A 20794-nucleotide genomic window follows, 5' to 3' on the forward strand; every position below is an offset into this window, starting at 1 on the left:
AAAATTTTCGCCAGCATGTCCGCCGCCCCGCCCCTCGCCTCAGCCCCCCGCCCGCCCCGCTGGCCGCTGCCGCCCTTCATCACCGCCACCCTGGGCCTGCATGGCGCGGCGGCAGCAGCGGCGCTGGCCCTGCCTGGCGCCTGGCCCTGGGCCGCGGGCGCGGTGGCGGCCAACCACCTGGCCATCACCGCCGCCGGCCTGTGGCCGCGCAGCACCTGGCTGGGGCCCAATGTGCGGCGCCTGCCCGGCGGCGCGGCCCAGGTGGCGCTGACCATTGACGACGGCCCCGACCCCGAGGTCACGCCGGCCGTGCTCGACCTGCTGGCCGAACTGGGCGTGCGCGCCAGCTTCTTCTGCATCGCCGAGCGCGCACGCGCCCAGCCGGCGCTGCTGCGCCGCATCGTCGCCGCCGGCCACAGCGTGCAAAACCACAGCCTGCGCCACGACCACCGCTTCTCGCTGATGGGCCCGCGCGGCCTGACGCGCGAGGTCGGCGACGCGCAGGCCTTGCTGGCCGATCTGAGCGGCGTGCAGCCCCAGGCCTTCCGCGCCCCGGCCGGGCTGCGCAACCCCTTTCTCGATCCGGTGCTGCATGCGCTGTCGCTGCACCTGGTGAGCTGGACGCGGCGCGGCTTCGACACCCGCACGGCCGATGCCGATGTGGTGTTGGCTCGCCTCAGCCGCGGCCTCGCCGCCGGCGACATCCTGCTGCTGCACGACGGCAACGCCCGGCGTGGCGCCAGCGGCCGGCCGCTGCTGCTGGATGTGCTGCCGCCGCTGGTGGCGCGCTGCCGCGCCGCCGGCCTGCGCCTGGTGACGCTGGCCGAGGCGCTGCCGCCGCGCCACGCTGCGGCATGAGGCGCGACGACACCCCCAGCCTCACGGCCACGGCCGCCTGGCGCGCCGTCCATGCCGCGGCCTGCGCGCCCTACCGCGCCGTGCCCGGCTTCTACCGCCTGATCGGCATGCAATGGTCCTGGCATTGGGCGCGCGGCAAGCTCGCCCACGACCCGGTCTTCCGCGGCCTGCTCGAACGCGGCGACCTGCCGCCGCGCGCCCGCGTCGTTGACATCGGCGGCGGCCAGGGCCTCATCGCCGCCCTGCTGCACGCCTGCGAGCAAGTGGCCGAGCGCCAGGGCTGGCCCGCGGCCTGGGGTGCGGCGCCCTCGGCCACCGCCTACACCTGCATCGAGCTGATGGCGCGCGACGCCCGCCGCGGCGAGACGGCCCTGCACGGCCTGCACTTCGGCCCGCGCTTCGTCTGCGCCGACATGCGCCAGGCGCCGCTGCCGCCCTGCGACGTGGTCGTCATCCTCGACGTGCTGCACTACGTGGACCACGCGGCGCAGGACGCCTTGCTCGAGCGCGTGCGTGCCGCGCTGGCGCCGCGAGGTCGCCTGCTGCTGCGCGTGGGCGACGCCGCCAACCTGCGCGGCTTCGCCATCAGCCAGTGGGTCGACCGCGTCGTCACCGCGGCGCGCGGCCACAAGGTGGCGCCGAGCTGGGGCCGGCCACTCGCGGCCTGGATCGCGCGCCTTGAGGAACTCGGCTTCACGGTTCACAGCCTGCCGATGAGCCAGGGCACGCCCTTCGCCAATGTGCTGCTGGTCGCTGATCTGACATGAAGCCGCTGGCCGTCAGCGCCTACACCCTGGTCACCGCGCTCGGTGCCGGCCGTGCCGCCACGCTGGCGGCGCTGCAGGCCTCGCGCAGCGGCCTGGCACGCCAGGATTTCGAGACCGCGGCGCTGGGCAGTTGGCTGGGCGTGGCCGCTGGCGTCGACGACGTGGTTCTTGCGCCCGAACTGTCCGAGTACGACTGCCGCAACAACCGCCTGGCCGATCTCGGCCTGCGCGCCGACGGCTTCGGCGAGCGCGTGCGCCAGGCGGCGCAGCGCTGGGGCGGGTCGCGCATCGGCGTCTTCCTGGGCACCAGCACCTCGGGCATCCTGCAGACCGAGATCGCCTACCGTCACCGCGACGCCAGTGGCGCGCTGCCGGCCAGCCTGCACTACGGCCAGACCCACAACAGCTACTCGGTGGCGCGCTATGTGCGCGCGGCGCTGGGCCTGGCGGGGCCGGCTTATGTGGTGTCGACGGCCTGCTCGTCCAGTGCCAAGGTCTTCGCCGCGGCGGCGCGCATGGTCGAGGCCGGCGTCGTCGACGCCGCCGTCGTGGGCGGGGTCGACAGCCTGTGCATGACCACGCTCTATGGCTTCAAGTCACTGGAGCTGATGTCCGACGACATCTGCCGCCCCTGGGACGCGCAGCGCAATGGCCTCTCGCTGGGCGAGGGCGCGGCCTATGCGCTGCTGGAACGCGACGCCGCCGCGCCCCTGGCCTGGTTGCTGGGCGCGGGCGAGAGCAGCGACGGCCACCACATGAGCAGCCCCCACCCCGAAGGCGCCGGCGCCGCCGCCGCGATGCGCGCCGCCCTGGCCCAGGCCGGGCTGCAGCCGGGCGCTGTGGACTACCTCAACCTGCACGGCACCGGCACGCCGGGCAACGACGCCGCCGAAGACAAGGCCGTGGCCGCCGTCTTCGGCACCGCCCTGCCCTGCAGCAGCACCAAGGGCCACACCGGCCACACGCTGGGCGCAGCCGGCGGGGTCGAGGCCGCCATCTCCATGCTGGCGCTGCAGCACGGCTTCATGCCCGCCGGCCTGAACGTGCAGACGCCCGACCCGGCCCTGCGCAGCGCCTATCTTTACCAGCCGCGCCAGCAGGCGCTGCGCGTTGTGGCGAGCAATTCCTTCGGCTTCGGCGGCAGCAATGCCTGCCTGGTCTTCGGGGTCGCGGCGCCATGACCACGCTGCGCGTCGCCATCACCGGCATCGGCCTGCTGGGCCCCGGCCTGGCCAGCTGGACTGGCGGCAGCGCCCTGCTGCGCGACCCGTCGGCCTGGCAGGCGGCGCCCACGGTGGTACCGCCGCCGGGGCGATTGCCGCCCACCGAGAGGCGGCGCGCCGGCACCGTGGTCAAGGCCTCGCTGGTGGTGGCCGACGAAGCGGTGGCGATGGCTGGCGCCGACGCTGCCAGCCTGGCCACCGTCTTCTGCTCCTCCACCGGCGACCCCGCCAACTGCCATCTGCTGTGCGAGGCCCTGGCCGCGCCCGAGCGCCTGGTGTCGCCGACGCGCTTCACGAACTCGGTCCACAACGCGCCGGCCGGCTACTGGCACATCGCCTGCGCCTCCCGCGCGCCGTCCACCAGCCTGGCCGCCTTCGACGCCAGCTTCGCCGCCGGCCTGCTGGAGGCGGTGGTGCAGTGCCTGGCCAGCGGCGCGCCGGTGCTGCTGGTGGCCTGCGACCTGCCCTATCCCGAGCCGCTGCACCGCCTGCGGCCGGTGGCCGACGCCTTTGCGCTGGCCCTGGTTGTCGCGCCGGCCGACTTCATCATCGGCCGTGGCCTGGCGCTGAGCGTCACGTCCGAGGCCACCGCCACGCCCTGCGTCCACGCCGGGCTCGAGGCCGTGCGGCTGGGCATCCCGGCGGCTCGCGCCCTGCCGCTGCTGCAGGCACTGGCCGGCGCCGCCGCGGCCCGCGTCGTCATTGAAGGCCTGCCCGGCCTGGCGCTGCACGCCGAGGTCGCGCCGCGATGAACACACCCACGACGCTGGACCGCGCCGGCATCGCCGCCCGCATCCCCCACCGCGGCCGCATGTGCCTGCTCGACAACCTGGACGGCTGGAGCACCGACGAGATCCGCTGCCGCACGGCCAGCCACCGCGACCTCGCCAATCCGCTGCGCCTGGGCGGCAGCCTGCCGGCGGCGGCGGCCGTCGAATACGCGGCCCAGGCCATGGCCCTGCACGGCGGCCTCGGCGCCCCAGCCGATACGCCACCCACGGCCGGCTTCCTGGCCAGCGTGCGCGGGGTGCGTCTGCTGGTGGAGCGGCTGGACACGGTGGCCGGCGACTTGCATGTGTACGCCCGCCGCCTGCTGGGCGATGCGGGCCAGGCGCAGTACCAGTTCGCGCTGCGCGACGGCAGCGGCGCCCTGCTGGTGGAAGGGCGCGCCACCGTGGTGCTGGACCGCCTGCCATGACGCTGCCGCTGGCGGGCAAACGTGCCCTCGTCACAGGCGCCAGCGGCGCCCTCGGCAGCGCCATCGCGCGCCGCCTGGCGGCCCTGGGCGCCACCGTGCTGCTGCACGGCCATTCGCGCCCGGAGACGCTGGCCGCGCTGGCTGAAGAGATCATGACCGCCGGCGGCGCCGCCGAATGCTGGCCCTTCGACCTGGGCAGCGACGCCGCCTGCGCCGAGGCCGTGGCGAAGATGCTGGCCGGCGGCCCGGTGCAAATCGTCGTCAACAACGCCGGCATCCACGACGATGCCGTCTTCCCCGGCATGAAGCCGGCGCAATGGCATGGCGTCATCGATGTCTCGCTGCACGGCTTCTTCCGCGTCACCCAGCCCCTGGTGCTGCCCATGCTGCGCACGCGCTGGGGGCGCATCGTCAACATCTCGTCGGTGGCGGCGCTGGCCGGCAACCGCGGCCAGGTCAACTACGCCGCGGCCAAGGGCGCGCTCAACAGCGCCACCAAGGCGCTGGCGCTGGAACTTGCCAGCCGCGGCGTCACCGTCAACGCGGTTGCGCCCGGCATCATCGAGTCACCCATGGCCACCGGCGCAGGCAGCGCCTTCGATGCCGAGGCCATCAAGCGCCTGGTGCCAGCCCAGCGCGCCGGCCGGCCTGACGAGGTGGCGGCCCTGGTCGGCTTTCTCGCCGGCCCCGAGGCCGCCTACATCACGGGCCAGGTGATCTCGGTCAACGGCGGGCTGTACTGACCGGCCCCAAGGTCGACAGCGGCGCCCATGAACCCCGCCCCCCGCCGCATTGCACCCTTGGCCATCACAGCCCAGGGCCTGGCCAGCGCGGCCGGCATCGGCTTGGCGCCGCTCGCCAAACTGCTGCGCGCCGGCGGCTCGGCGCTCACCCCGCTCACAGGCCTGCCCGCCGCGCCACCCTGCTGGGCCGGCCGCGTGCCGGGGCTGGAAAGCGCGCCGCTACCCGCCGCCTGGGCCGAGTGGGACTGCCGCGCCACCCGCCTGGCTTGGCAAGGGCTGCGTGCCGATGGCTTTCTGACCGCCGCACAAGCGGCGTGCGCCCGCCATGGCGCTGGCCGCGTCGGCCTGGTGCTGGGCACCTCGGCCTCGACCATCGCCGCCTCGGAGCAGGCCTATGCCACGCTCGACGCCGACGGCAGCTTTCCGCCGGCGCTGCGCAGCGAGCGCCTGAACACCCTGCACGCGCTGGCGGCCTTCGTGCAACTGGCCACAGGCCTGCAAGGGCCTTGCGTCACCGTCTCCACCGCCTGCTCGTCGAGCGCGCAGGCCTTTGCCCAGGCCGAGCGCTGGCTGCGCCTGGATCTGGCCGACGCGGTGGTGGTGGCCGGCGTCGACGCGCTCTGCGCCAGCCTGTTCTTCGGCTTCCACGCCCTGGGCCTGCTCGCGCCCACGCCCTGCCAGCCCTTTGCCGCCGCGCGCTGCGGCATCAGCATCGCCGAAGCCGCAGGCTATGCCTTGCTCGAACGCGGCACCGGCCCCTGGCAACTGCTGGGCTGGGGCGCGGCCAACGACGCCCACCACATGTCCAGCCCCCACCCTCAGGGCCTGGGTGCCGAGCGGGCGCTGGACGACGCCCTGGCCCGTTCCGGGCTCGCCGCCGAGGACATCGACTACCTCAACCTGCACGGCACGGCGACACCGCTCAATGACGCCGTCGAGGCCGCCCTGGTGGCGCGGCGCTACAGCCCCGGCGTATACGCCAGCGCCAGCAAGGGTGCCACCGGCCATGCCATGGGCGCGGCCGGCATCGTCGAGGCCCTGGTCTGCGGCCTGGCGCTGCGCGAGGAACTGGGCTCGGGCAGCGCCGGTACCGCAGCCGTCGACCCGGCCTTGGGCGCGGTGTTCGCGGGCCAGTTGCGCAAGGCGCCGTCACTCTGCACGGCGCGCGTGGCCGCCAGCCATTCCTTCGGCTTCGGCGGCAACAACGCGGTGCTGATCTTCGGTGGCAGCGCATGAGCACGAGCCACCGCGCCTGGATAGACGGCGTCGCACTGTGGGCGCCGGCCCTGCCCGGGTGGGACGGCGCGGCGCGCGCCGCCCTGCGCGGCGAGCCCGTGGCCATCACGCACCAGCGCCGCCCCGCGCCACAACGCCTGGCCGCCAACGAGCGCCGGCGCGCGCCCGACACCGTGCTGCTGGCGCTGGCCGTGGCCGAGCAGGCGGTGGCCGATTCGGGCCACGAGGCGGCAGCGCTGGCCAGCGTCTTTGCCTCGGCCCATGGCGATCTGGCCATCACCGACGCTTTGTGCCGCACGCTGGCCGACGACCCGCTGCTGCTGTCGCCGCTGCGCTTTCACCACTCGGTCCACAACGCGGCCTCAGGCTACTGGGCCATCGCCAGCGGCAGCCGGGCCGCGAGCACGGCGCTGGCCGCCTTCAGCCAAAGCTTTGCCAACGGCCTGCTGGAGGCGCTGGCCCAATGCGCGGCCGAGAGCGAGCCGGTGCTGCTGTGTACCTATGACACCGAGGCCTGCGGCGCGCTGGCCTCGGTCAACCGAAGCCGCGGCCTGCTGGCCCTGGGTCTGGTGCTGTCGCCACGGCCAGGCCCGCGCTCGCGCTGGGCGCTGGCCTGGTCGCTGCAGCCCGGCGCGGCCGAAGCGCCGCCGCTGCATTCGGCTGCGGCGCAAGCCCTGGCCACCAATGCCAGCGCCGACGCCCTGCCGCTGGCCGAGGCCCTGGCCCGCGGCGGCGCGGCCCATCTGCGGCTGCCGCTGCACGCCAAACTGGCGCTGGACCTCGAACTGCGCGCCCTTGTGGCCCACGAGGGCGAGGCGCCTGGTGCATGATGCGCCAGCCCGTCGGGCCGAGGACCGCGCGACCATGAACCAGACGACGCACGACGTGATCATCATGGGCGGCGGATTGGCCGGCCTGACGCTGGCGCTGCAATTGCGACAGCGCCTGCCGGAGCTGGACGTGCTGGTGTTGGAGCGCCGCAGCCACCCGGTGCCCGAGGCCTGCCACAAGGTGGGCGAGAGCAGCGTCGAGATCGGCGCCCACTATTTCCAGAAGGTGCTGGGCCTGGAGCAGCACCTGCTCGACAAGCAGCTCAAGAAGTTCGGCTTCCGCTTCTTCTTCAGCGAGGGCAGCCGCGACATCGCAGCCGTCACCGAACTCGGCGCCAGCCGGCCGCTGCCGGTGACGAGCTGGCAGATCGACCGCGGCATCTTCGAGAACTTCCTCGGCCAGGAGGTGGCCCGCCGCGGCATGCGTTTCGTCGACAGCGCCCTCATCCGCGGTGTCGAACTGGCCGAGGACCGGCACGCACCGCACAGCGTCACCTGGCAGCGCGCCGGCGAGCCCGAGCAGACGGCGCAGGCACGCTGGGTCATCGACGCCTGCGGTCGGGCCGGCCTGCTCAAGCGCAAGCTGGGGCTGGCGCGTGACAACGCCCATGCGGCCCATGCCGTGTGGTTCCGCATCGCCGAGCGCATCACCCCCGACGACTGGTCGCAATGCGCCGCCTGGCGCGCCCGCTGCGTCACGCCCACGCGCTGGCTCTCTACCAACCACCTCGTCGGTGCCGGCTACTGGGTGTGGCTGATTCCGCTGGCCAGCGGCTCGCACTCGGTGGGCATCGTCGCCGACCCGGCCTACCACCCGCTGGAGCGCATGAACAGCTTCGAGCGCGCGATGGAATGGCTGGCCGAGTACCAGCCCCTGCTCTTCGACGACCTTGCCGCCAAGCGCGACAAGTTGCAGGACTTCGCCTTCTTCCGCCGCTTCAGCTACGACTGCGAGCAGGTCTTTTCAGCCCAGCGCTGGGCGCTGGCGGGGGAGGCCGGGCGCTTTCTCGACCCCTTCTACTCGCCGGGCAGCGACTTCATCGCCATTGGCAACACCTACATCACCGAGCTGGTGGCCCGCGACCACGCCGGCCTGCCGCTGGGCGCCCACACCAAGGTCTACGAGCAGATCTTCAAGTCCTTCTACGACAGCACGATGGCGCTGTACCAGGACCAGTACGGCCTCTTCGGCGACCCCGAGGTGCTGCCGGTCAAGATCATCTGGGACTACACCTACTACTGGAGCGTGCTGGCCCAGCTCTTCTTCCACGGCCGCCTCACCGACCTGGCCGCGCTCTCGCACCTGCGCGACGAGCTGGGCCATTGCAAGAAGCTCAATGTCGCAGTGCAGCGCTATGTACACGACTGGTCGGGCCTGAGCGCGCGGCGCAACCGGCCGCTGATGCTGGACCAGGCCTCGGTGCCCTGGTTCGTCGAGCTCAACCGCAGCCTGGCCGACAGCCTGGACGAGCCGGCCTTCAGGCTGCGCCTGCGCGAATCGGCGCTGCGCCTGCGCGCGCTGGCCACCGAAATCCTCGACCGCGGCAGCGCCGAGCAGCCGGCGCTGGACGGTGCCGCGCTGGCCGCCGCCATCGCTGCCGCCGGTGGTGCGCTGCGCGGCGGCGAGGCGATGTTGTTTGCGCCGCTGGGCGCAGAGGCAACGCTGCCAGCCTGAGCCCCGCCCCCAAGGCGAAGGACGCCGCAGGCGCCACCGGACCGCAGAATCCGGCCCGCGCCCACCCACAGGAGAACACCATGCCCTGGACCTATTCGCAATCTACCGGACAACTGCGCCACAACGGCACCCTGGTCGGCACGGGCTATTCCGGCGCCGGCCTCACCAGCGCCGGCGGCCGCAACAACCCGGCAATGCAGAACGTGCCCAACCAAGGCCCCATCCCGGCCGGTCAGTGGCAGATCGGCAATGCCTACCAGCACGCGAACAAGGGGCCGACCTCGATGAACCTGTCGCCGGTGGGCCACAACGCGCTGGGCCGCAGCGCTTTCATGATCCACGGCAACAACGTCCAGAACAACGCCTCCCAGGGCTGCATCATCCTGGGCCCGGCGCTGCGCCAGCAGATCGCGGCCAGCGGCGATACCCAGTTGACGGTGCAGCCTTGAGGCTCCCGCGCGGCGCGCCCGGCCTGCTGGTCGCCCTGGCCATGGCCTGGGCCGTGCCCGCTGGCGCCGACGCCCTGCGCGGCACCGAGGCGGTGGAGGCCACGCTGGCCAGCGCCGGCCCGCGCGCCGCGCTGCAGCGGCATTTCGACTGTACCCTGCGCCGGCCCGCCGGCTATCGGGGCGTGGCCAGCGGCGACCCGGCCTGGGTGGCGCTGGCCGAACGCCTGCTGCCGCACGCCGACGCCTGCTACAGCACCGGCCTGCAAGACGCCCTGGGCCGCGCCATGCAGCGCGCGCCGCGCGCCGTGCTGCCCCTCGTGGGCAAGACGCCGACGCTGGCGGCCGAGGCAATCTGCCTGCCCTTCATCTCCGACGAGATTCCGCTGGCGCGCCAGAAGGCGGCGCTGGCCCGATCGCGGCAGGCCATTGCCGGTGTGCGCGACGAGGCGTTGCAGCCGCAGCGGCAGGCCTGCCTGGGCTTCATCGGCTCCGTCGAGGAGGCGGTTGCGGCGCGCCAACCGGCCGCGACACCAGCCGCGACACCGGCCAAGGCGGCGGCCTCGGCGGCGCGCTGAGGCCGCTCAGCTCAAGGCTGGAAGGGCGGCAGCCGGCACAGCCTGCGCCACACCAGCAGCGGCAGGCGCAGCGCGAACTCCAGCATCAGCCGCGTGTGCATCCAGGTCAGCAGCAGGTTGTCGCGGCCGTAGCGGAAGTGGCTGACGCCGCCCTCGGCGGCCGTGAGGTACTTCACCGGCGCGTCCAGGTTGATGGGCTTGACGCCGCGCCAGGCCAGGCGCACCACGGCCTCGGTGTCGAAGTCGAAGCGGCGCATCCAGGGCTGGCGCCGCATCACCGCGGCCAGGGCCTGCACCGGGTAGACGCGAAAGCCGTAGAGCGAATCGGCCACGCCAGCGCCCAGGGTCTCGAGGTCGGTCCAGCCGTTGGAGATGCGGCGGCCACGCACGCGCAGCAGCGGCGCGCTGGCATCAAAAACGGGCCGGCCCAGGATCATGGCCTCGGGCCTGCGTTGCGAGGCCTGCATGAAGGCCGGGATCAGCGCCGCCGGATGCTGGCCGTCGGCGTCCATCGCCAGCACATGGCCGTAGCCGGCCGCCTCCGCCTGCTCCAGACCGTGCAGCACGGCCGCGCCCTTGCCCTGGTTGTGCGGCAGCACCCAGACGCGCAGGCCGGGGTCGGTGGCGGCCAGCGCCTGCAGGCCGGCGGCCGTGCCGTCGCTGCTGCCGTCCACCACCACCCACACGGGGCACCACTGGGCACGCGCCGCGGCCACCGTCTCGTAGACCTTGGCCCCGGTGTTGTAGCTGGGGATGAGTACCAGGTGGCTGGTGGAGGGCAGGTCGGCACTCACCGCGGCGGCCCCTGGCGCAGGCCGGCGGCGACGTAGGCCTCGATCTCGTCGCGCGCCGCGTCGATGTCTTGCGGCGGCTCGAAGCGGCGGCCCAGGCGCACGGCAAAGCGTATCGGCAGCGGCGGCAGCCGCCACAGCGGCCAGCCCTTGGCCAGATAGGGCGATTCGGTATCGATGAAGACCACCTGGATCGGCACCTGGGCCCGCCGCGCGATGAGCGCAAAGCTGGCATGGAAGCGGTTGACCGGCACGCGCGTCGTGCGCGTGGCCTCAGGGAACATCACCAGCTGGCCGCCGGCGCGCAGATCGGCCACGGCACGGTGGACCATGCCATAGAGCGAATCGTTGGGGATGTAGCGCGCCAGCCGAGCGCCCGGGCCCAGCAGCGGGTTGCGCATCAGGCTGGCCTTCATGATGCAGGCGGCGCGCGGCAGCCGCGCCACCAGCATCAGGGCGTCGAGCAGGCTGGGGTGGTTGGAGACGATGACCAGGCCGCGCTCGTCGCGGAGCGCGTCCAGCACCGCGGCGTCCAGGCGCAGCATGCCGCTGGCGGCGGCGACGCGCCAGAAGGCGCGGTAGCCGTAGGCGATGGCGGCGCGGCCCAGGCGCAGGCCGGCGGCACGCGGCAGCAAGGGGAGCAGCGGCAGCGCGACCAGGTTCCAGGCCAGCGACATCAGGCCCAGCAGCAGCAGTTGCAGCTGCAGCGCCAGCCAGGCCAGCGGGCGCAGCAGCAGGGGCGCGGGGCGGCTGGGCGACACGGCGGCCCGGACCTCGTCAGCGCGTGTCGCCAACGCGCTCATCCGAGACCCTGAAGATCCAGCTCGCGCCCAGGCCTATGCTGAGCGTCTGGCGTTGTGTCACCAACGGGCTGGCGGCAAAGCGCGCGCCGGCCACGCTGTCGGCGCGCACAAAGCCGCCCAGCCACCAGTCGCCGGCGCGGCGCGCGAGGCTGGCGGTCAGGCCCCAGCCGGCATAGCCGCCCTGGCTGTGGAATTCCGAGCGCGATGCCGTCGCAAAAGCGGCATCGACGTCGTAGGTGAAGGCGTTGTTGCGGCGCGAGGCATAAAGCGGCCCGCCCTGCAGGCCGATGTTCCAGCCGTCGCGCTTCAGGTCGAGGTTGAGCACCGGGTTGGCAACCCAGCCGATGTGCTGGACCGGGCGGCGCACGGTGAAGGCGGCGCGCAGCGGCAGGCGCAGGTCCAGCCGCCAGCCAGGGCCTCGCCCCAGGTGCAGGTTGAGCTTGGGGCCGAACTCCAGCGTCGGCGCCAGGTCGGGCATGCCGGCACGGGCACGGTTGTCGCGGCTGCTGGCGGGCGGGCCGGCGCCCAGGCTGAGGTCGAAATCGGCGCGCTCGCCATCCAGCAGCAAGGCCCGTGCGCCCTCGCGGTCGGAGCGCAGAATGTCGCCGCGGTAGATCACATAGGGCAGGGGCAGCAGCCACTGGTGGCTTTGCTCGCTGCCGCGGTAGTGCGGCACGCGCAGCGTCGCCAGGCCCAGGCCCAGCTCCCACAACGGCTGGTCGGCGGCGGCCGGCCGCGCCGCTGCCAGGGCCCCCAGCGTGGCCATTGCAGCCAGCCGCCGCCAGCGCGGTACGCGGCGGTTCATCGGCCCTCCACGGCGATGTTCTCGCCTTCGAGCGCGCCGACATCGCGGATGTTGAAGCGCCGCAGGCGCCAGGCCGCGAGCGTGGTGCGCCAGTCACGCAGCGCGCTGAGGTAGTAGACGAGCTTGAAGAAGCGCAGCGAGGGGCCGATCGGCGTGCGGCCGAAGATGTCGCCGGCCAGCAGCGAGAGCACGGCCTCCTTGGCGCGCAGCACATTGCGCGGGCGCATGAAGAGGGCACGCATGGCAGGGTTGGTCATGCGGAAGATGAACCACGAGAACTCGCGCGGCCCCTTGTCCATGTGGGCCGCGTAGCGCCGGCGGGCCGCCGCCGCAGCGGCGGGCCGATCCAGCGTCGCCTCGACCACCTCCACCGCCTTGAAGGCACTCGCCATGGCCAGGTAGACGCCGGAAGAGAACACCGGGTCGATGAAGGCATAGGCGTCGCCCACCATCAGCCAGCGCGGCCCGCTGCAGGCGCTGGCCGTGTAGCAGTAGTTGCCGGTGGCCCAGACCTTGTCATCGACCAACTGCGCGCCGGCCAGGCGCTCGGCCAGCACCGGGCTCATGGCAATGGTGTCGAGGAAGAATTCCTTCAGCGGCTTGCTGCGCGACTTCAGGTAGTGCGGCCAGCAGGTGGCGCCGACGCTGGTGCTGCCGTCGGCCAGCGGGATGAACCAGAACCAGCCGTGCTGGAACCAGAAGACGCTGATATTGCCTTCGAGCTTGCCCGGCAGGCGCCGCGCGCCGGTGAAGTGGCCGAAGACCGCCGCGCTGTTGTGGCGTGGGTTGCGCTGCTTGAGACCGAGTTGCTGGGCCAGCAGGGTGTCGCGGCCCGAGGCGTCGACGACGTAGCGGGCACGCCATTGGCGCCGTGCGCCGTCGTCCCGCGTGGCATGCACGGTGGCGCCATCGGCGTCGAAATCGACCTTGCGCGCCTGGCAGCCCTCGAAGACCTCGGCGCCCTCGGCCGCGGCGTGGCGGATCAGGATCTCGTCGAAGACGTCGCGCCGCACCTGCCAGGCCATGGGCTGGTTCTTGTCCCAGGCCTCGGAAAACTCGAGCAGGCTGTGGAAATCGTGCTGGAAGGAGACGAACTCGATGCCCCACTTGGGCATGGCGATGGCATCGACCTGGGCACGCACGCCGAGTTCGTCGAACAGCGGCCCATTGGCCGGCAACAGCGATTCGCCGATGTGGAAGCGCGGGTGGCGGGCCTTTTCCAGCAGCACCACGCGGCGACCCTGGCGCGCCAGCAACGCGGCCAGTGTGCTGCCGCCCGGGCCGCCGCCGATGACGAGTACGTCGCAGCGGTCGGCGGCGGTGTCGGGCGAAGCCGGGAACGGCGCCTGGGTCATGGGCATGGGGCGGGCGGCGAGGGCCGCAGCCGGCGCGATCAGACGCCGGCCGCGCACACCGCGTGGCGCGGAGCATCGAAGCGGCGGATTATCCCCAAAGCGCCCACGACAGCTGGCCATGGCGGCGGGTGTTAGCCTTTGCCGCCCCCAGCCGCCAGCGCCGACGACTTCCGCCTTGCCGCCCCACCCTGCCACCGAACGCGTCCAATCCAGCGCAGCCAGCCTGCACTGGCTGCGCGATTGCGACCAGCGCCTGCGCCATCGCTTCTGGCTCAAGTTCGTCGGCATCTCGGCCTTCATGTCGATCTTCTTCGTCGCCTATTTCCACCTGCTGCGCCATCCGGCGCGGCCGGTGACGGTGATGCCGCTCACGGCGCTGGACCAGGCCATCCCGGTCCAGCCCGGCTGGATGGCGGCCTATGTCTCGCTGTGGGTCTATGTGGGTCTCGCGCCGGGGCTGTTGATCGGCCTGCGCGCCCTCATTGCCTACGGCGCCTGGATCGCCGCGCTGTGCGCCACCGGCCTGCTGTGCTTCTACCTCGTGCCCACCGCCGTGCCGCGCCTGCCGCTGGCGGTGGACCTGGCCCAACACCCGGCCTTCGCGATGCTGCAGGGCGTGGACGCGGCCGGCAATGCCTGCCCCTCGCTGCACGTCGCCACCGCGCTGCACGCGGCGATCTGGCTCGACCACCTGCTGCGCCGCATGGCCGCCCCTGGCGGCCTGCGCCTGCTCAATGCCGCCTGGCTGCTGCTCATCGTCTACTCGACGCTGGCGACCAAGCAGCATGTGGTGTGGGACGTGGTGGGCGGCACGCTGCTGGCCCTGCCCTTCGCCTGGGCCTCACTGCGCTGGTTTCCGCACGCCGGCAACGGCGGCCTCGCGGGGGGTGGTCGATAGAATCGCGCCACACTCAGCTGCGGCGCACATGGCCCTCGACCCTTCCCACACTCCTCCCGTCCAGGCCAGCAACTTCCTGCGCGCCATCATCGAGCGCGATCTCGAAGCCGGCGACTGGTCCGGGCGCCGCTTCGGCGGCAGCCCGGGCGACGCCGCCCACCATGCCGCCGGCGCCCCCGATCCGGCGCGCATCCGCACCCGCTTCCCGCCCGAGCCCAACGGCTACCTGCACGTCGGCCACGCCAAGAGCATCTGCCTGAACTTCGGTCTGGCGCAGAGCTATGGCGGCATCTGCCACCTGCGCTTCGACGACACCAACCCCGAGAAGGAAGAGCAGGAATACGTCGACGCCATCATCGAGGCGGTGCGCTGGCTGGGCTTCGACTGGAACGTGGGCGGCACCAGCCACCTCTACTACGCCAGCTCCTACTTCGACTTCATGTACCGCGCCGCCGAGGCCCTGGTGGGGGCGGGCCTGGCCTATGTGGACGAGCAGAGCGCCGAGGCCATGCGCGCCAACCGCGGCGACTTCAACACGCCCGGCACCGACAGCCCCTACCGCGGCCGCACGCCGGCCGAGAACCTGGCGCGGCTGCGCGAGATGCGCGACGGCCTGCATGCCGACGGCGCCATGGTGCTGCGCGCCAGGATCGACATGGGCTCGCCCAACATCAATCTGCGCGACCCCACGCTCTACCGCATCAAGCGCGCCCACCACCACGCCACCGGCGACCAGTGGTGCATCTACCCGATGTACACCTATGCGCACCCCATCGAGGACGCGCTGGAACGCATCACGCACAGCATCTGCACGCTCGAGTTCGAGGACCAGCGCCCGTTCTACGACTGGCTGCTCGAGAACCTGGCCGACCTGGGCCTGCTGGCGCGCCCGCTGCCCCGCCAGCACGAGTTCGGGCGCCTGAACCTGAGCTACGTGATGACCAGCAAGCGCAAGCTGCGCGAACTGGTGGCCGAAGGCGTGGTCGAGGGCTGGGACGACCCGCGCATGCCCACGCTCTTCGGCATGCGCCGGCGCGGCTACACGCCGGCCAGCATCCGCGCCATGGCCGACGGCAGCGGCGCCAGCAAGACCAATATCTGGCTCGACTACAGCGTGCTCGAAGGCTGCCTGCGCGCCGATCTCGAAGGCGAGGCGCCGCGCGCCATGGCCGTGCTCGATCCACTGCCGCTGGCCATCACCAACTGGGCCGAGATCTACGGCAGCGAAGGCCACATCGAGGCCTGCAGCGCCCCGGCCCACCCGCAGCGGCCCGAGCTGGGCCTGCGCCAGTTCGGCCTGGGCGCGCAGCTCTGGATCGAGCGCGACGACTTCGCCGAGCTGCCGGCCAAGGGCTTCTTCCGCCTCTTCCCTGGCAACAAGGTGCGGCTGAAATACGGCCTGGTGGTCGAGTGCACCGGCTGCGAGAAGGACGACCAGGGCCGCGTGACGCGCGTGCTGGCGCGCGCCCTGCCCGACACGCGCAGTGGCACGCCGGGGGCCGATGCGGTGAAGGTCAAGGGCACCATCACCTGGGTCGCCGCGCACGACGCCGTGGCCGCCACCGTGGTGCTCTACGACCGCCTCTTCACCGAGGCCCAGCCCGAGGCCGGCGGGCGCGACTACCGCAGCGTGCTCAACCCGCACAGCAAGCGTGTGCAGGCCGGCTACGTGGAGCCCGGCCTGGCCGGCGCTGCGCGCGAGCAACGCTGGCAGTTCGAACGCCACGGCTATTTCGTCACCGACCGCGTGCTGCACACGGCCGAGGCGCCGGTATTCAACCGCATCACCACGCTGCGCGACGGCCGCGCGGGTTGAAAGCCCGAGTGTTTCGGTAAATATCTGAAAAAGCCCTGCCGCCGCCGCGCGGCCGGCGCAGCATGGGCGCACCGCTGCCTCGGGAGCCGGCCATGCACACCGCCTTTCCCTGCCTCCTGTTTGCCACCACCCTGGCCGCTGCCGGCAACACCCTGGCCGCCGGCGAAGTGCAGGTGAACTGGATCGGTGTCGAGCAGTACAGCGACATCGGCCGCGCCACCTACGAGCGCAATCACACGATGAACCGGCTCACGGCCCACCTGCAAGGCCTGGGCCGGCACCTGCCCAATGGTCAGATCCTCACGATCGACGTGCTCGACCTCGACCTCGCCGGCACGCTGCGGCAGCGCCCCACGGGCGAGTTGCGCGTGTTGCGTGGCGGCGCCGATTGGCCGCGCATCTCGCTGCGCTACACGCTGCAGGCCACTGGCCGCACCGTGGCTGCCGGCGAAGAGCATTTGTCCGACCTCGACTACCTGGCCCACGTCCGTCAGGGCGACCTGGCCTACGAGAAGCAGATGCTCGAACGCTGGTTCGTGAAGACTTTCGACACACCCTGAGCGCGCCGCCGGCGGCGGGCCGGGCGAGCAAGCTGCGATGATTGCGGGCTCATCCACATGGAGCCCTCGCCCTTGTCTAACGCCCACCGCACCCTGGCCGCCCTGGCCCTCACGCTGGCCACCGCCCTGCCCGTCCTGGCCCAGACCGATGCCCTCAAGCTCGCCGCCGCCGAGAAGGGCGCCGTCGTCACCGACAGCGGCCTCGTCTACCTCGCCCTGCAGGAAGGCAAGGGCGCCTCGCCGGCCGCCACCGACACCGTGAGCGTGCACTACCGCGGCACCTTTCCCGGCGGCAAGGAGTTCGACAGCTCCTATTCGCGCGGCCAGCCGGCCGCCTTCCCGCTCAACCGCGTCATCAAGTGCTGGACCGAGGGTGTGCAGCGCATGAAGGTGGGCGGCAAATCACGCCTGACCTGCCCGTCGGCCATCGCCTACGGCGAACGCGGTGCCGGCGGCACCATTCCGCCCAACGCCGTGCTGCAGTTCGAGGTGGAACTGCTGGGCATCACCGGCAAGTGATCGCGACTGCGGCGCGGGCTGTGAAAGCGCCTAGTGCCGCAGTTCGTCGACGACGGCCGGCAGCGCGTACTCGCGGCCGACCACGGCGCGCGCATAGAAGTAGTTGCAGCGCGCCGGCTCGCTGAGCGCATCGAGCTCGACCAGGCCGCCCTCGTCGCACGGAAACATCAGTGCCCGCCCCGGGTGGTAGAGCGATTCGAAGCGCAGCATGAAGCTGTGGCTGCTGGCGGTGGCGTGCGTGGTCATGGAAGGCGTTCTGGCTTTGCGGTCGGCGCCGCGGGGTCCGTCAGCAGAAGTTAGTGCGTGCCGGCCGCCGCCGCTGCGGGGGCGGCGCCACCGCAGCGGTCGGCGCGATGCTGCGCGGCCTGTCGGTGTCTGTCCGACAAGGGTGCGGCGCCCTCAAGTCGTGCCGCAGGCTGCCGATAGTCCGAGGGTCGATTCCCGGCCGGCCCAACGCATGACCCCGCCATGACTCTCACGATCAGCCAGCCCCCGCGAACCGAGCGCGTCGCGCAGGAACTCGATCTCTCGCGCAAGAGGGGCGAGTTGCGCAAGATCCTGATCCCGCCCTGCCCCGATCTGCTGGTGCGCCTGCAAGCGGCGATGGCCGAGACCGAGCCCGACCTGAGCGAGATCGCGCGCATTGCCGGCAGCGATGTCGCGATGTCGGCCACCCTGCTGCGCAACGCCAACAGCCCGCTGCACGCGGTAGGCCAGCCGGTGGCGACGGTGGGCCAGGCCATGAACCGCCTCGGCCTCATCGAGACCGCCGCGGTGCTGACCGGCTTCCTGGTGCGCCACGCCATTCCCGTCGACCATCCGCAACTGCGCCACTTCTGGGAACACGCCGCCATCCGCGCGGCCACGCTGCACTTCATCGCCCGCCACCTGCCCGGGCTGGTGCCCGAGCTGGCCCATCTCTACGGCCTCTTCTGCCACGTCGGCATGCCGGTGCTGCTGCAAAGCGTGCGCGGCTATGGCGGCACCCTGGTCGAGGCGCGGGCACGCATCGACCGCTCCTTCATCGCCACCGAGAACGCCAACCACCGCACCGACCACGCCGTCGTCGGCGCCCTGGTGGCGCGCACCTGGCACCTGGAGCCGACGCTGGTGGCCGCAATCCGCCTGCACCACGATCTCGAAAGCCTGGCCGACGACGGCACCGAGGCCGAGATCCACACCCTGGTGGCCGCCGGCCTGCTGGCCGAATACCTGATGCGCCGCCGCGAAGGCCTGGACCCCGAGAACGACTGGACCCAGTTCGGCGCCCAGGCCCTGGCCTGGCTGCAACTCAGCGCCGACGACCTGGCCGACTGGACCCAGCCGCTGCAGGCGGAACTCGACGCGCTGTAGCGCGCGAAACAATCAGCGCGGCTTGCGCCGGGCCGCTGGCCGCGCCGGCGTCGCCCCGGTCTCGCGCGGCGGCAAGCCTGTGTGCTGGGTCAGGATCTGGCCGCGCTTCACCGCCGTCGGCGCCGCCTGCGTGCCAGGCAGCGTGCTGTTCTTGCGCCGCGCGCTCACATAGCCGCCGTCGCCGGCCGGCTGGTAGGTGGGGATGAGCTGGTGCTTGCCGTTGCCGATGAGATCGGCGCGGCCCATCGCCTTCAGCGCCTCGCGCAGCAGCGGCCAGTTGGCCGGGTCATGCCAGCGCAGAAAGGCCTTGTGCAGGCGGCGGCGGCGTTCGCCACGCACGACGTCGACGCGCTGCACGCGGCGGGGGTCGCGGCTGACGCCTTCCAGCGGGTTGAGCTCGCTGTGGTACATCGCCGTCGCCGTGGCCATGGGGCTGGGGTAGAAGGTCTGCACCTGGTCGGCCTTGAAGCCGTTGCGCTTGAGCCAGATCGCCAGGTTCATCATGTCCTCGTCGCTGGTGCCCGGATGGGCGGCGATGAAGTACGGGATCAGGTACTGCTTCTTGCCCGCCGCCGCACTGGCCTGCTCGAAGAGCTGCTTGAAGCGCTCATACGTGCCGATGCCGGGCTTCATCATCTTCGACAGCGGTCCGGACTCGGTGTGCTCGGGCGCGATCTTGAGGTAGCCGCCGACGTGGTGGGTGACGAGTTCCTTCACGTACTCGGGGCTTTGCACCGCGAGGTCGTAGCGCAGGCCGCTGCCGATGAGGATCTTCTTCACGCCGCGCAGCTGGCGCGCACGGCGGTACAGCTTGATCAGCGGGCCGTGGTCGGTGTTGAGGTTGGGGCAGATGCCGGGGTAGACGCAGCTGGGCTTGCGGCAGGCGGCCTCGATGGCGCGGCTCTTGCACCCGATGTGCCACATATTGGCCGTGGGGCCGCCGAGATCGCTGATGACGCCGGTGAAGCCCTTGACCTTGTCGCGGATCTCCTCGATCTCGCGGATCACGCTGTCTTCGCTGCGGCTCTGGATGATGCGGCCCTCGTGCTCGGTGATCGAGCAGAAGGTGCAGCCGCCGAAGCAGCCGCGCATGATGTTGACGCTGAAGCGGATCATCTCCCAGGCCGGGATCTTGGTGGCGCCGTCGTGGCTGCCGTTCTCGTCGGCATACAGCGGGTGCGGGCTGCGCGCGTAGGGCAGGTCGAACACCTGGTCCATCTCGGCCGTGGTCAGCGGGATGGGCGGCGGCGTGATCCAGACATCGCGCTCGCCATGGCGCTGCACCAGGGCGCGCGCATTGCCGGGGTTGGTCTCGAGGTGAAGCACGCGGTTGGCGTGGGCATAGAGCACGGCATCGCTCTTCACCTGCTCGAAGGCCGGCAGGCGGATCACGGTCTGGGCGCGCGGCGGCAGCACGACGGCGCCGGTCTTGCGGCTGGCCGGGGGGGCCACGACGGCGCCGGTGGCCGCGCCCTCTTCCCGGGCGCAGCTTTCGCCCTGGGCCGCGGCGGCGTCGCCGGTGCTCAGGTAAGGGTTGATGTGGGCATCGATGCGGCCGGGGCGGTCGACCTCGGTGCTGTCGATGGCCATATAGCCCTGGGGCTCGTGGCCGCGTCGCACCATGAAGGCGGTGCCGCGGATGTCGGTCAGCGCTTCGATGGGTTCGCGCCGCGCCAGCCGGTGCGCGACCTCGACGATGGCGCGCTCGGCATTGCCGTAAAGCAGCAGGTCGGCCTTGCTGTCGACCAGGATGCTGCGGCGCACCTTGTCCTGCCAGTAGTCGTAGTGGGCGATGCGGCGCAGGCTGGCCTCGATGCCGCCCGCCACCACCGGCACCTCGCTCCAGGCCTCCTTGCAGCGCTGGGCGTAGACCAGGGTGGCGCGGTCGGGCCGGCGGCCGCCGGCGCCGCCGGGGGTGTAGGCGTCGTCGCTGCGAATCTTGCGGTCCGCCGTGTAGCGGTTGATCATCGAATCCATGTTCCCGGCGGCGACGCCGAAGAACAGGTTGGGCTTGCCCAGGGCCTTGAAGGCATCGGCGCTCTGCCAATCGGGCTGGGCCACGATGCCGACGCGGAATCCCTGCGCCTCGAGCACGCGGCCGATCACCGCCATGCCGAAGCTGGGGTGGTCGACATAGGCGTCGCCGGTGACGATGACGATGTCGCAGCTGTCCCAGCCCAGCTGGTCCATCTCGGCCCGGCTCATGGGAAGAAAGGGCGCGGGACCGAAGCGCTTGGCCCAGAACGGACGCCAGCTGCCCAGCGGCTTGGCGGGCTCGGCACCCGCGGGGCGGGCGATGACGGGGCGGTCTTTGGTGGAGGCTGACACCGGCGGATTGTC

General features: G+C 72.1%; 22 protein-coding genes. 16 read left to right on the plus strand and 6 right to left on the minus strand.

Annotated elements, in window-relative coordinates; genetic code table 11:
- The first annotated feature begins 15 nt into the window (after positions 1–15).
- The 11 genes from JMV16_RS08790 (at position 16) to JMV16_RS08840 (ending at position 9554) form a co-directional block, all read left to right on the plus strand.
- Positions 16–858, plus strand: a complete 843-nt coding sequence (locus JMV16_RS08790; RefSeq protein ID WP_201493882.1) for a polysaccharide deacetylase family protein — start codon at positions 16–18, stop codon at positions 856–858.
- Positions 855–1625, plus strand: a complete 771-nt coding sequence (locus JMV16_RS08795) for a class I SAM-dependent methyltransferase (protein WP_201493883.1) — start codon at positions 855–857, stop codon at positions 1623–1625. Before JMV16_RS08790 ends, JMV16_RS08795 begins: the two co-directional genes overlap by 4 nt.
- Complete coding sequence (locus JMV16_RS08800; protein WP_201493884.1) at positions 1622–2806, plus strand: beta-ketoacyl-[acyl-carrier-protein] synthase family protein; 1185 nt, start codon at positions 1622–1624, stop codon at positions 2804–2806. The genes JMV16_RS08795 and JMV16_RS08800 overlap by 4 nt, the downstream gene beginning before the upstream one ends.
- Entirely contained in the window at positions 2803–3600 is a 798-nt protein-coding gene (locus JMV16_RS08805) for a beta-ketoacyl synthase chain length factor (protein ID WP_201493885.1), read from the plus strand. The genes JMV16_RS08800 and JMV16_RS08805 overlap by 4 nt, the downstream gene beginning before the upstream one ends.
- Positions 3597–4046: a hydroxymyristoyl-ACP dehydratase gene (locus tag JMV16_RS08810; RefSeq protein ID WP_201493886.1), complete on the plus strand. Its 450-nt coding sequence runs from the start codon at positions 3597–3599 to the stop codon at positions 4044–4046. The genes JMV16_RS08805 and JMV16_RS08810 overlap by 4 nt, the downstream gene beginning before the upstream one ends.
- A gap of 2 nt (positions 4047–4048) precedes the next feature.
- Complete coding sequence (gene fabG, locus JMV16_RS08815; RefSeq protein WP_201494387.1) at positions 4049–4789, plus strand: 3-oxoacyl-ACP reductase FabG; 741 nt, start codon at positions 4049–4051, stop codon at positions 4787–4789.
- A gap of 27 nt (positions 4790–4816) precedes the next feature.
- Complete coding sequence (locus tag JMV16_RS08820) at positions 4817–6025, plus strand: beta-ketoacyl synthase N-terminal-like domain-containing protein (RefSeq protein WP_201493887.1); 1209 nt, start codon at positions 4817–4819, stop codon at positions 6023–6025.
- Positions 6022–6855: a beta-ketoacyl synthase chain length factor gene (locus tag JMV16_RS08825; RefSeq protein ID WP_201493888.1), complete on the plus strand. Its 834-nt coding sequence runs from the start codon at positions 6022–6024 to the stop codon at positions 6853–6855. The genes JMV16_RS08820 and JMV16_RS08825 overlap by 4 nt, the downstream gene beginning before the upstream one ends.
- A gap of 34 nt (positions 6856–6889) precedes the next feature.
- Positions 6890–8530, plus strand: a complete 1641-nt coding sequence (locus JMV16_RS08830) for an NAD(P)/FAD-dependent oxidoreductase (RefSeq protein ID WP_201493889.1) — start codon at positions 6890–6892, stop codon at positions 8528–8530.
- 80 nt (positions 8531–8610) lie between these two features.
- Positions 8611–8979, plus strand: coding sequence for a tlde1 domain-containing protein (locus JMV16_RS08835; RefSeq protein WP_201493890.1), 369 nt, complete (start codon positions 8611–8613; stop codon positions 8977–8979).
- Complete coding sequence (locus JMV16_RS08840) at positions 8976–9554, plus strand: hypothetical protein (protein ID WP_201493891.1); 579 nt, start codon at positions 8976–8978, stop codon at positions 9552–9554. Before JMV16_RS08835 ends, JMV16_RS08840 begins: the two co-directional genes overlap by 4 nt.
- Positions 9555–9565: 11 nt before the next feature.
- Here the strand turns inward: JMV16_RS08840 and JMV16_RS08845 are convergent, their stop codons facing one another.
- Genes JMV16_RS08845 through JMV16_RS08860 form a run of 4 tightly spaced genes read right to left on the minus strand, consistent with a single transcriptional unit; the run spans position 9566 to position 13314 of the window.
- Complete coding sequence (locus tag JMV16_RS08845) at positions 9566–10348, minus strand: glycosyltransferase family 2 protein (protein WP_411565017.1); 783 nt, start codon at positions 10346–10348, stop codon at positions 9566–9568.
- Positions 10345–11139, minus strand: coding sequence for a lysophospholipid acyltransferase family protein (locus tag JMV16_RS08850; RefSeq protein ID WP_236580420.1), 795 nt, complete (start codon positions 11137–11139; stop codon positions 10345–10347). Before JMV16_RS08850 ends, JMV16_RS08845 begins: the two co-directional genes overlap by 4 nt.
- Positions 11123–11953, minus strand: a complete 831-nt coding sequence (locus JMV16_RS08855; RefSeq protein WP_201493893.1) for a MipA/OmpV family protein — start codon at positions 11951–11953, stop codon at positions 11123–11125. Before JMV16_RS08855 ends, JMV16_RS08850 begins: the two co-directional genes overlap by 17 nt.
- Positions 11950–13314 (minus strand): NAD(P)/FAD-dependent oxidoreductase, encoded by a 1365-nt coding sequence (locus JMV16_RS08860; RefSeq protein ID WP_411565018.1) that lies wholly within the window; start codon positions 13312–13314, stop codon positions 11950–11952. The genes JMV16_RS08855 and JMV16_RS08860 overlap by 4 nt, the downstream gene beginning before the upstream one ends.
- 169 nt (positions 13315–13483) lie before the next feature.
- Here JMV16_RS08860 and JMV16_RS08865 point away from each other — a divergent pair, with 169 nt between their 5' ends.
- The 4 genes from JMV16_RS08865 to JMV16_RS08880 all read left to right on the plus strand — a co-directional run bounded on the left by JMV16_RS08865 (position 13484) and on the right by JMV16_RS08880 (position 17101).
- Positions 13484–14206 carry a phosphatase PAP2 family protein gene (locus JMV16_RS08865; RefSeq protein WP_236580421.1) on the plus strand — a complete coding sequence of 241 codons (723 nt, stop codon included), beginning with the start codon at positions 13484–13486 and terminating at the stop codon, positions 14204–14206.
- 28 nt (positions 14207–14234) lie between these two features.
- Positions 14235–16022, plus strand: coding sequence for a glutamine--tRNA ligase/YqeY domain fusion protein (locus JMV16_RS08870; RefSeq protein ID WP_201493895.1), 1788 nt, complete (start codon positions 14235–14237; stop codon positions 16020–16022).
- A gap of 92 nt (positions 16023–16114) precedes the next feature.
- Positions 16115–16582 carry a DUF3016 domain-containing protein gene (locus JMV16_RS08875; protein WP_201493896.1) on the plus strand — a complete coding sequence of 156 codons (468 nt, stop codon included), beginning with the start codon at positions 16115–16117 and terminating at the stop codon, positions 16580–16582.
- Positions 16583–16639: 57 nt separating this feature from the next.
- Positions 16640–17101, plus strand: coding sequence for an FKBP-type peptidyl-prolyl cis-trans isomerase (locus JMV16_RS08880; RefSeq protein WP_201493897.1), 462 nt, complete (start codon positions 16640–16642; stop codon positions 17099–17101).
- A 30-nt stretch (positions 17102–17131) separates the two neighbouring features.
- Here JMV16_RS08880 and JMV16_RS08885 read toward each other — a convergent pair whose 3' ends face one another.
- Complete coding sequence (locus tag JMV16_RS08885) at positions 17132–17347, minus strand: hypothetical protein (RefSeq protein WP_201493898.1); 216 nt, start codon at positions 17345–17347, stop codon at positions 17132–17134.
- Between the two features lie 222 nt (positions 17348–17569).
- Between JMV16_RS08885 and JMV16_RS08890 the strand changes: the two genes are divergently transcribed.
- Positions 17570–18454, plus strand: a complete 885-nt coding sequence (locus JMV16_RS08890; RefSeq protein WP_201493899.1) for an HDOD domain-containing protein — start codon at positions 17570–17572, stop codon at positions 18452–18454.
- Positions 18455–18466: 12 nt separating this feature from the next.
- Here JMV16_RS08890 and JMV16_RS08895 read toward each other — a convergent pair whose 3' ends face one another.
- Positions 18467–20782: a YgiQ family radical SAM protein gene (locus JMV16_RS08895; protein WP_236580422.1), complete on the minus strand. Its 2316-nt coding sequence runs from the start codon at positions 20780–20782 to the stop codon at positions 18467–18469.
- Positions 20783–20794 lie beyond the last annotated feature (12 nt).

It is taken from the genome of Rubrivivax sp. A210, assembly GCF_904426505.1.
Classification (GTDB): domain Bacteria; phylum Pseudomonadota; class Gammaproteobacteria; order Burkholderiales; family Burkholderiaceae_C; genus Rubrivivax.

Excerpts from the sequence above, each read along its gene's own strand:
- JMV16_RS08790 (WP_201493882.1), top strand. The coding sequence starts at position 16 with ATGTCCGCCGCCCCGCCCCTCGCCTCAGCCCCCCGCCCGCCCCGCTGG.
- JMV16_RS08795 (WP_201493883.1), top strand. The coding sequence starts at position 855 with ATGAGGCGCGACGACACCCCCAGCCTCACGGCCACGGCCGCCTGGCGC.
- JMV16_RS08800 (WP_201493884.1), top strand. The coding sequence starts at position 1,622 with ATGAAGCCGCTGGCCGTCAGCGCCTACACCCTGGTCACCGCGCTCGGT.
- JMV16_RS08805 (WP_201493885.1), top strand. The coding sequence starts at position 2,803 with ATGACCACGCTGCGCGTCGCCATCACCGGCATCGGCCTGCTGGGCCCC.
- JMV16_RS08810 (WP_201493886.1), top strand. The coding sequence starts at position 3,597 with ATGAACACACCCACGACGCTGGACCGCGCCGGCATCGCCGCCCGCATC.
- JMV16_RS08820 (WP_201493887.1), top strand. The coding sequence starts at position 4,817 with ATGAACCCCGCCCCCCGCCGCATTGCACCCTTGGCCATCACAGCCCAG.
- JMV16_RS08825 (WP_201493888.1), top strand. The coding sequence starts at position 6,022 with ATGAGCACGAGCCACCGCGCCTGGATAGACGGCGTCGCACTGTGGGCG.
- JMV16_RS08830 (WP_201493889.1), top strand. The coding sequence starts at position 6,890 with ATGAACCAGACGACGCACGACGTGATCATCATGGGCGGCGGATTGGCC.
- JMV16_RS08835 (WP_201493890.1), top strand. The coding sequence starts at position 8,611 with ATGCCCTGGACCTATTCGCAATCTACCGGACAACTGCGCCACAACGGC.
- JMV16_RS08855 (WP_201493893.1), bottom strand. The coding sequence starts at position 11,953 with ATGAACCGCCGCGTACCGCGCTGGCGGCGGCTGGCTGCAATGGCCACG.
- JMV16_RS08860 (WP_411565018.1), bottom strand. The coding sequence starts at position 13,314 with ATGCCCATGACCCAGGCGCCGTTCCCGGCTTCGCCCGACACCGCCGCC.
- JMV16_RS08870 (WP_201493895.1), top strand. The coding sequence starts at position 14,235 with ATGGCCCTCGACCCTTCCCACACTCCTCCCGTCCAGGCCAGCAACTTC.
- JMV16_RS08875 (WP_201493896.1), top strand. The coding sequence starts at position 16,115 with ATGCACACCGCCTTTCCCTGCCTCCTGTTTGCCACCACCCTGGCCGCT.
- JMV16_RS08880 (WP_201493897.1), top strand. The coding sequence starts at position 16,640 with ATGGAGCCCTCGCCCTTGTCTAACGCCCACCGCACCCTGGCCGCCCTG.
- JMV16_RS08885 (WP_201493898.1), bottom strand. The coding sequence starts at position 17,347 with ATGACCACGCACGCCACCGCCAGCAGCCACAGCTTCATGCTGCGCTTC.
- JMV16_RS08890 (WP_201493899.1), top strand. The coding sequence starts at position 17,570 with ATGACTCTCACGATCAGCCAGCCCCCGCGAACCGAGCGCGTCGCGCAG.